The sequence below is a fragment of the Caulobacter sp. BP25 genome (genome assembly GCF_002737755.1).
Classification (GTDB): domain Bacteria; phylum Pseudomonadota; class Alphaproteobacteria; order Caulobacterales; family Caulobacteraceae; genus Caulobacter.
In genome coordinates, this window is sequence record NZ_PEGH01000012.1 from 122,268 (window position 1) to 129,688 (window position 7,421).

The 7,421-nt window shown below is 66.8% G+C and carries 10 protein-coding genes; 6 read left to right on the top strand and 4 right to left on the bottom strand.

Going from position 1 to position 7,421, the window contains the following annotated elements; translation table 11 throughout:
- Positions 1 to 199 precede the first annotated feature (199 nt).
- The 4 genes from CSW59_RS09275 to CSW59_RS09290 all read left to right on the top strand — a co-directional run bounded on the left by CSW59_RS09275 (position 200) and on the right by CSW59_RS09290 (position 3,070).
- Positions 200 to 1,681, top strand: a complete 1,482-nt coding sequence (locus CSW59_RS09275; protein WP_099443771.1) for a leucyl aminopeptidase — start codon at positions 200 to 202, stop codon at positions 1,679 to 1,681.
- 120 nt (positions 1,682 to 1,801) lie between these two features.
- Positions 1,802 to 2,263: a DNA polymerase III subunit chi gene (locus CSW59_RS09280; RefSeq protein ID WP_099443772.1), complete on the top strand. Its 462-nt coding sequence runs from the start codon at positions 1,802 to 1,804 to the stop codon at positions 2,261 to 2,263.
- A complete protein-coding gene (locus tag CSW59_RS09285; RefSeq protein WP_099443773.1) occupies positions 2,260 to 2,607 on the top strand; it encodes a peptidase inhibitor I78 in 348 nt (115 codons plus the stop codon). The genes CSW59_RS09280 and CSW59_RS09285 overlap by 4 nt, the downstream gene beginning before the upstream one ends.
- A gap of 121 nt (positions 2,608 to 2,728) precedes the next feature.
- Complete coding sequence (locus CSW59_RS09290) at positions 2,729 to 3,070, top strand: cytochrome c (protein ID WP_161495033.1); 342 nt, start codon at positions 2,729 to 2,731, stop codon at positions 3,068 to 3,070.
- A gap of 85 nt (positions 3,071 to 3,155) precedes the next feature.
- Here CSW59_RS09290 and CSW59_RS09295 read toward each other — a convergent pair whose 3' ends face one another.
- Positions 3,156 to 3,554 (bottom strand): hypothetical protein, encoded by a 399-nt coding sequence (locus CSW59_RS09295; protein ID WP_099443788.1) that lies wholly within the window; start codon positions 3,552 to 3,554, stop codon positions 3,156 to 3,158.
- A gap of 99 nt (positions 3,555 to 3,653) precedes the next feature.
- Complete coding sequence (locus CSW59_RS09300; RefSeq protein WP_099443775.1) at positions 3,654 to 5,528, bottom strand: ABC-F family ATP-binding cassette domain-containing protein; 1,875 nt, start codon at positions 5,526 to 5,528, stop codon at positions 3,654 to 3,656.
- Positions 5,529 to 5,624: 96 nt separating this feature from the next.
- Between CSW59_RS09300 and ndk the strand changes: the two genes are divergently transcribed.
- Positions 5,625 to 6,044: a nucleoside-diphosphate kinase gene (ndk, locus tag CSW59_RS09305; RefSeq protein WP_099443776.1), complete on the top strand. Its 420-nt coding sequence runs from the start codon at positions 5,625 to 5,627 to the stop codon at positions 6,042 to 6,044.
- On the opposite strand, the gene CSW59_RS21325 is transcribed toward ndk, so the two are convergent.
- Entirely contained in the window at positions 6,019 to 6,285 is a 267-nt protein-coding gene (locus CSW59_RS21325; protein ID WP_236632191.1) for a hypothetical protein, read from the bottom strand. The genes ndk and CSW59_RS21325 overlap by 26 nt on opposite strands.
- Here CSW59_RS21325 and CSW59_RS09310 point away from each other — a divergent pair.
- Positions 6,178 to 6,768, top strand: coding sequence for a YoaK family protein (locus CSW59_RS09310; RefSeq protein WP_236632192.1), 591 nt, complete (start codon positions 6,178 to 6,180; stop codon positions 6,766 to 6,768). The genes CSW59_RS21325 and CSW59_RS09310 overlap by 108 nt on opposite strands.
- Before the next feature lies 1 nt (position 6,769).
- On the opposite strand, the gene CSW59_RS09315 is transcribed toward CSW59_RS09310, so the two are convergent.
- Positions 6,770 to 7,421, bottom strand: a 652-nt coding sequence (locus tag CSW59_RS09315; RefSeq protein WP_369825760.1) for a DedA family protein, incomplete at its 5' end; no start/stop codon positions are given.

Genomic DNA, 7,421 nt, shown 5'->3' on the forward strand with positions numbered 1-7,421 from the left:
CGTGGGACGACCCCCGAAGATGCGCCGTTCTACACGGGGGCTTCGTATCGGCACAACCAGGGACCTGACTTGGCCGTTCCGAGTGGGGCTGAACGGAGCCTTTTCTAAGGCGCGGCATTGGACTATGCCCGCTTGTTGAAGAGGGGGCGCGCGCGGTGATCGCGCCGCCCGCCAAGTCGCCCAAATGCAGGAGCGCGGAATGCGTATCGAGTTCGTTCCCGTCGACACTCAGGCCGGCGCCACGGCCGCTCTGGCGGTCCTAGCCCACGAGGGCGCGGCCTTGTCGCCGGAAGCCAAGGCGGCCAACGAGGCCACGGGCGGCGCCCTAGCGCGTGCGATCGCTGGCGGTCGCTTCACTGGCGCCAAGGGGCAGACACTGGATCTCGTCGCGCCGCACGGCCTGGACGCCGCGCGCATCGTGCTGGTCGGCGTCGACGGATCAGGCGCGGTCGAGCCGGAGGCGGTCGAGACCGCCGCCGCGTCGGCCTATCAGGCTGTGAAGGCCTCGGGCGTCAGCGAGCTCGTCCTGAAGCTGGGAGCCGATGCCGAGACCGCCGCCCGCGCCGCCTTCGGCGCGCGTCTGGCCGCTTACCGCTTCGACAAGTACCGCACGACCGAAAAGGCCGAGAAGAAACCCTCGGTCCAGGTGGTCAAGGTCGCCGCCGCCGATCCGGTTAAGGCCCAGAAGGCTTATGAGCCGCTGTCGGCCCTGGCCGACGCCATCGTGTTCAGCCGCGACCTCGTCTCCGAGCCGGCCAATATCCTGCATCCAGAAGAGTTCGCCGCCCGCGCCAAGAGCCTGGAAAGCCTTGGCCTGGAGGTCGAAATCCTGGGCGAGGCCGAGATGGCCAAGCTCGGCATGGGCAGCCTGCTGGGCGTGGGCCAGGGCAGCGTCCGCGAAAGCCAGCTGGTCATCATGAAGTGGATGGGCGCGGCCGATAAGTCGGCCCAGCCGATCGCTTTCGTCGGCAAGGGTGTCTGCTTCGACACCGGCGGCATCTCCATCAAGCCGGCCGACGGCATGGAGGACATGAAGTGGGACATGGGCGGCGCTGCCGCGGTGACCGGCGTCATGCACGCCCTGGCCGGCCGCAAGGCCAAGGTCAACGCTATCGGCGTGCTGGGCCTTGTGGAGAACATGCCTGACGGCAACGCTCAGCGTCCGGGCGACGTGGTCACCTCGATGTCGGGCCAGACGATCGAGGTCATCAACACCGACGCCGAAGGTCGCCTCGTGCTGGCCGACGCGCTCTGGTACACGCAAGAGCGTTTCAAGCCGCAGTTCATGATCGACCTGGCCACCCTGACCGGCGCGATCATCATCTCGCTGGGCCACGACTACGCCGGTTTGTTCAGCAATAACGATGGTTTGTCGGAAAAGCTTCTCGCTGCGGGCAAGGCCGAGCGTGAGAGCCTGTGGCGCTTGCCGCTGCCAGCGTCTTACGAAAAGCAGATCGAAAGCCCGATCGCCGACATGAAGAATATCGGCGGCCGCCCGGCCGGTTCGATCACGGCGGGCCTGTTCCTGCAGAAGTTCGTCAACGGCGTGCCGTGGGCGCACCTCGACATCGCCTCGGTGGCCTGGAAGAAGCCCTCGACCGATCCGACCGTGCCTGACGGCGCGGCTGGCTTCGGCGTGCGGCTGCTGAACCGCTTGGTCGCCGACGCCTACGAAGGCTGATCCGAAGAGGCTGTCATCCCGGCCCAGCGCAAAGCGCGCCGAGCCGGGACCGCCCCAAGCGCCGCGTTTGTCGCGGTCCCGGGTCTTCGCTACGCTCGCCCGGGATGACAGGGAATTTCGATGACGGCTAACCCCTGTGAGGTCTGGTTCTATCACCTTGAGCGCAGCCCGCTCGAGGCGGTGCTGCCCGAGCTTCTGGAAAAGACGCTGGGCAGGGGCTGGAAGGCGCTAGTGCGCGGCGGCGACCCCAAGCGGATCGAGGCGCTGGACCAGCAACTCTGGACGTATCGCGAGGACAGCTTCCTGCCGCATGGCCTGGCCAGCGAGCCGATGGCCGAGCGCCAGCCGGTGCTGCTGACCAGCGAGGACGGTAACCCCAACCACGGCGACGCGATCTTCCTGATCGATGGAGCGAATCCGGGCGATCTTTCCGGGGTTTCTCGCTGCATCCTGCTGTTCGACGGCCGCGACGACCTGGCCCTGGCGGAAGCGCGCGGGCGTTGGTCGGTGTTCAAGAAGGCGGGCCATCCGGTGTCGTACTGGCGACAGGGCGCTGAGCGTGGTTGGGAGAAACAGGCATGAAGCGGATCGCGGCGGGTCTGGGCGTCGCGCTCACCTTGGCGTTGGCGTCATGCTCTAGCGCGCCGGAACCCGCGCCGCCGCCGCCTCCCAGCACGCCCACCGCGCCGCCGGCCATCGCCCTGCCGCCGCCGCCGGCCGCCGAACCAGAGAACGACCAGTGCGGCCTGAAGGAGGCGCAGGCCTTTGTCGGCAAGCCTCGCACCAGCCTGCCGGCGCCCGTCGACCCTTCGCGCTGGCGCGTGGCCTGCACGACGTGTCCGGTGACCATGGACTACCGCCCCGACCGCTTGAACATCCTCTTCAACGCCGACACAGGCGTCGTCCAGCAGGTGAAGTGCGGGTAGCGGCGGGCCTCTCTTGCCTTAAGCAGACGTCCTGGCTTGGTTCGTCGAAAGCCAAGGTCCAAGGTCTCCTGGGCATGGAGTCTCGACAATGCGACATTTGACGTTGAGAGGCGCGCTGATCTTGCTGCTCGCGACGGCGGGTGGAGCGGCCGCCGCGCAATCGGGTCCGGCCACGCGACATTCCGCCGGTGGCAAGACCATAGCCGGTTCGCCGGCGCGAGGTCTGGTTTTCGCCCGGCGCGAATGCGCCAGCTGTCACACCGTGCAGGGCGACATGGCCAGTCCTAAGTTGGGCGCGCCGACCTTCGAGCAGATTGCTGTTATCTATCAGGGATATCGGCTGGATTGGGAGCTGGAGACCATTTCGCAGGTTGGCCACTACGCCATGCCGACCAAGCCGATGAGCGGAGCCGACATCGCCGATGTGGCGGCCTATGTGGCGTCGCTAAAGCCGTCGCGCTGAGGCCTAGCTTTCGTCAACCGTCCCAAAACGAAAGAGGCCGGCTTCTGCCGGCCTCGTTTCCGTCTGTGCTCTCGGGGGGCGAAGCCTATCGCTTGCCGACGCCCGGGAACATCGCCACGCCGTCGTCGAACACGCCCAGATAGCCCAGCTCACCCAGCAGCGGTGTCAGATCTTCAACCAAGTCGCCCGAGCGCGGCAGGTGGGACGGGCGGCCTTCCTGGTCGTGAAGGCGGTAGACGGTCCACATCTTGCCCTTCGGCGCGGGCGAGCCCGGCGGAATGAACTTGTGCTCCCAGCCCACGAGTGCGGGCGAGCGGCCGATCTCGATGTCGAACGGACGGTCCCGGAAGGCCAGGTCCATCTCGATCCGCATGGCTTCGCCGATCCGGTCGTTGACCCATTGGCCGAACGATTCCAGCACCACCTGGGCCGAAAGACCTTCGGGGTTGGCGACGATGTTGTTGCGGGCGGGGTGCGATGTCATGTCGCACACCATGAACGCGAGATGTCTCTTAACCACTAAACTTCATGGTTTAGGGCCGTTTACCCTCTCGAAAAACGAGAGGCGATTCCAAGGGGGATTTTAAGCCTCCGCCTCGGCCAGTTCCTCGGCCAGGGCCATCCAGGTTTCTTCGGCCTCGTCGAGCTTGGATTTGGCGTTGTCGCGACGCTTGGTCAGTTCGGCCACCTTGCCCGGGTTCTTCACATAGAGGTCCGGATCGGCCAATTGGGCGTCCAGCTCGGCCAGGTTGCGCGTGCAACGTGTCATCACCTGCTCGGCGGCCTCGACCTTGCGGCGCAGGGGTTCGATGGCGGCTTTCTTCGGCGCCGCCGCGGCCGGGGTGGCGGCGTTCTCGGGCTCGCGCGCGACCTGGGTCGGCTTCACGGCCTGCTTGGCGCGCTCCAGCACGAACTTGGCGTAGTCGTCCATGTCGCCCTCGAAGGGCTTGACCGTACCGTCGGCGGCCAGCCAGAGGCGGTCGGCCACCAGTTCCATCAGCGAGCGGTCGTGGGTGATCAGGATCACCGCGCCCATGTAGTCGTTCAGCGCGTCCAACAGGGCCCGGCGGCTGTCGATGTCCAAGTGGTTGGTCGGCTCGTCCAGGATCAGCATGTGCGGGGCGTCCATCGCCACCAGGTTCAGCAGCAGACGCGCGCGCTCGCCGCCCGACAGGCTTTCGACCTTGGTCTCCTGCTTTTCAAAGCCCAGGCCAAACTGAGCCAGTTTCGAGCGGCGCGAGCTTTCCGAGGCTTCCGGCATGGCCCGGCGGATGATCTCCAGCGGGGTGTCGTTGGGATCCATCGCCTCGATCTGGTGCTGGTGGAACCAGCCGACCTTCATCTTCTTGTCGCGGTGGAATTCGCCGGCCTGCACGCCCAGCGCCCCGGCGATCATCTTGGCGAAGGTCGACTTGCCCGCGCCGTTGACGCCCAAGAGGCCGATACGATCGTCCAGGTCCATCCGAAGGTTGAGGTTCTTGAGGATCGCCCGGCCAGCCTCATAGCCGACGCTGGCCTTTTCCAGCCGGATCAGCGGCGGGGGCAGGGGACGCGGCGGCGAGGGCAGGGTGAAGGGCGCGACGCGCTCCTCGATCGTGGTGGCCACCGGCTCCATCTTGGCCAGGCGCTTCATCCGCGACTGGGCCTGGGCGGCCTTGGAGGCCTTGGCCTTGAAGCGGTCCACGAAGGCCTGCAGGTGGGCGCGCTCGGCGTCCTGCTTGGCCTTGGCGGACAGCTGCAGGCGAGCCTTCTCGGCGCGGCGCTTTTCGAAGTCGTCGTAGCCGCCAGTGTAAAGCTCCAGCTTGCCGCCAGCCAGGTGCAGCATGTGGGTGCAGCTGTTGTTGAGCAGCTCGCGGTCGTGGCTGACGATCAGGGCGGTGTGCGGATACTTTTGGAGCCTGGCCTCCAGCCAGAGCGCGCCTTCCAGGTCGAGATAGTTGGTCGGCTCGTCTAGCAGCAGCATGTCCGGTTCGGCGAACAGGGCCGCGGCCAGGGCGACGCGCATGCGCCAGCCGCCGGAGAACTCGCTCATCGGCCGGTGCAGGTCTTCCTGGGTGAAGCCCAGGCCCACCAGGATTTCCGAGGCGCGGGCCGGGGCGGAGTCGGAGTCGATCTCGATCAGGCGGGCCCAAATCTCGCCCATCTCCTCGGGATCGGCGGTCTCCAGGCGCGTCATCAGCGCGTGGCGCTCGATATCGGCCTCCAGCACCGTCTCCAGCAGGGAGACGGGCGTGGCCGGGTGCTCCTGGTCCACCGACCCGATCCGCGCGGCCTTGGGCAGGCTGATCTCGTCATCGCCGGCGTGCAGCTGGCCCAGGATCAGCTTGAACAGCGTGGACTTGCCAACGCCATTGCGGCCGATCAGCCCGACCTTGGCGCCGGGCGGCAGGCTGACGGTGGCCTTGTCGAAAAAGCGCCTGCCCCACGCGTTGAAGGTCAGGTCGTTGATCTGCAGCATTTTTGTGAAGCTTACGCGGTGGGGTTGGCGAGGGCGGGGCGCACGGCTATAAGCCCGCAACCTCCCAATTCACAACTTTTCTGTGAGATCACTGTCGTGACCGAACGCACCTTCTCGATCATCAAGCCGGACGCCACGCGTCGTAACCTGACCGGCGCCATCAACGCGGTGATCGAGGCCGCCGGCCTGCGCATCGTCGCTCAGCGTCGCGTGAAGCTGACCGAAGCCCAAGCCAAGAAGTTCTACGAAGTCCACGCCGAGCGTCCGTTCTACGGCGAACTCGTCGCCCAGATGACCGCCGAGCCGGTCGTCGTCCAAGTCCTGCAAGGCGACAACGCCGTGCTGAAGTACCGTGACGTCATGGGCGCCACGAACCCGGAAAACGCCGCCGAAGGCACGATCCGCAAGCAGTTCGCCCTGTCGATCGGCGAAAACTCGGTCCACGGCTCCGACAGCCTGGAGAACGCGGGCATCGAAATCGCCCAGTTCTTCACCGAAGACGAAATCGTCGGCTGATCTCAGCCTGACGTTTTTGAGTGACTGAGAGCGGCCGGATCGGTGACGATCCGGCCGTTTTCTTTTGCCGCGAGGTCTGGCGATGAAGTCCTACGGGCGAGGCGAGGTGATGCTGGCGGTCACGCTGTCGGGCGTGGCTGGCTATGTCGACGCGATCGGCTTTCTGAAGCTGGGCGGCTTCTTCGTTTCGTTCATGAGCGGCAACTCCACGCGCCTGGGCGTGGGTCTGGCGACGGCGCACTGGGCGGCGGTGGCGACGGTGCTGACCCTGGTCGCCGCGTTCGTGGCCGGTGTGGTGCTGGGCGCGCTGACAGCGAGAGGCTTTGGCGAGAACCGCCGCTCGCCGGTACTGATCCTGGAAGGCGTGCTGCTGGCCACCGGCGCGACCCTGCTGGGGTTGGGCTACGACACGGCGGGGATCACGGCCGTCGCCATGGCCATGGGGGCCGAGAATGCTGTGTTCCAGAAGAATGGCGACGTCGCCGTGGGCCTCACCTACATGACCGGCGCCCTGGTGAAGGCCGGCCAGCGCATCGCCGGCGCCCTGGTCGGCGGCGAGCCGTCGGACTGGCTGCGCTATGTCTTGCTGTGGACCGGGCTGGCGGCCGGCGGAGCGCTCGGCGCCCTTACTTATGTCACGGTCGGCGCGGCGTCTTTGTGGGTGGCGGTGAGCGTGGTGACCGGCGCGGCCCTCTGGGCCGAGCGGCGTTGGCGGTCGGTCTAGCCTAGACCGCTACAGCGCGGTTCATCCGGCGCGCCATCAGCCAGGCGCCAGCGATCAAGGCCGCAAGGGTCAGCGCCAGGGCGACGCCCACGGCGGGGTCGGTGCGCAGCAGCTCCAGATTGCGCGCGGCCAGATAGCCGGGCGCCAGCAGCGAGATCACCCAGATCGGCGCGGACAGCACGTTGGCGATCTGGAAGCTCCAGCCACGCGTGCGCGACATCCCGGCCAGGATCGGAATGAACGGGCGCGCCGGGCCCAGATAGCGGGCGGCGGCGATGGCCAACACCCCGTAGCGACGGGTTAGCAGTTTGGCGCGGGCCAGCATGCGGCGCTTGCCGGCGAACAGAAAACGGGAAGCGCGGCGGCCGCCAAGGCTTCGGCCCATCAGATAGGAGATGGCGTCGCCCACGACTGCACCAGCGCTGCACCACAGGATCGCCTCAAGCGGATGCAGCACGCCCTGGGCCACCAGCGCGCCGGCGGCGATCATGACGCCCAGGATCGGGATCAGCAGGCCCACCAGGAGCAGGGCTTCCAGAAGCGTGAAGGCAAACAGGATCGCGCCGGCGAAAATCGGCGTTGTCGGCGGCGACTCGAAAGAGATCGCGCGATCCAGGCATCCATGGGGAACTATGCCGCAACAAAGTGACGAA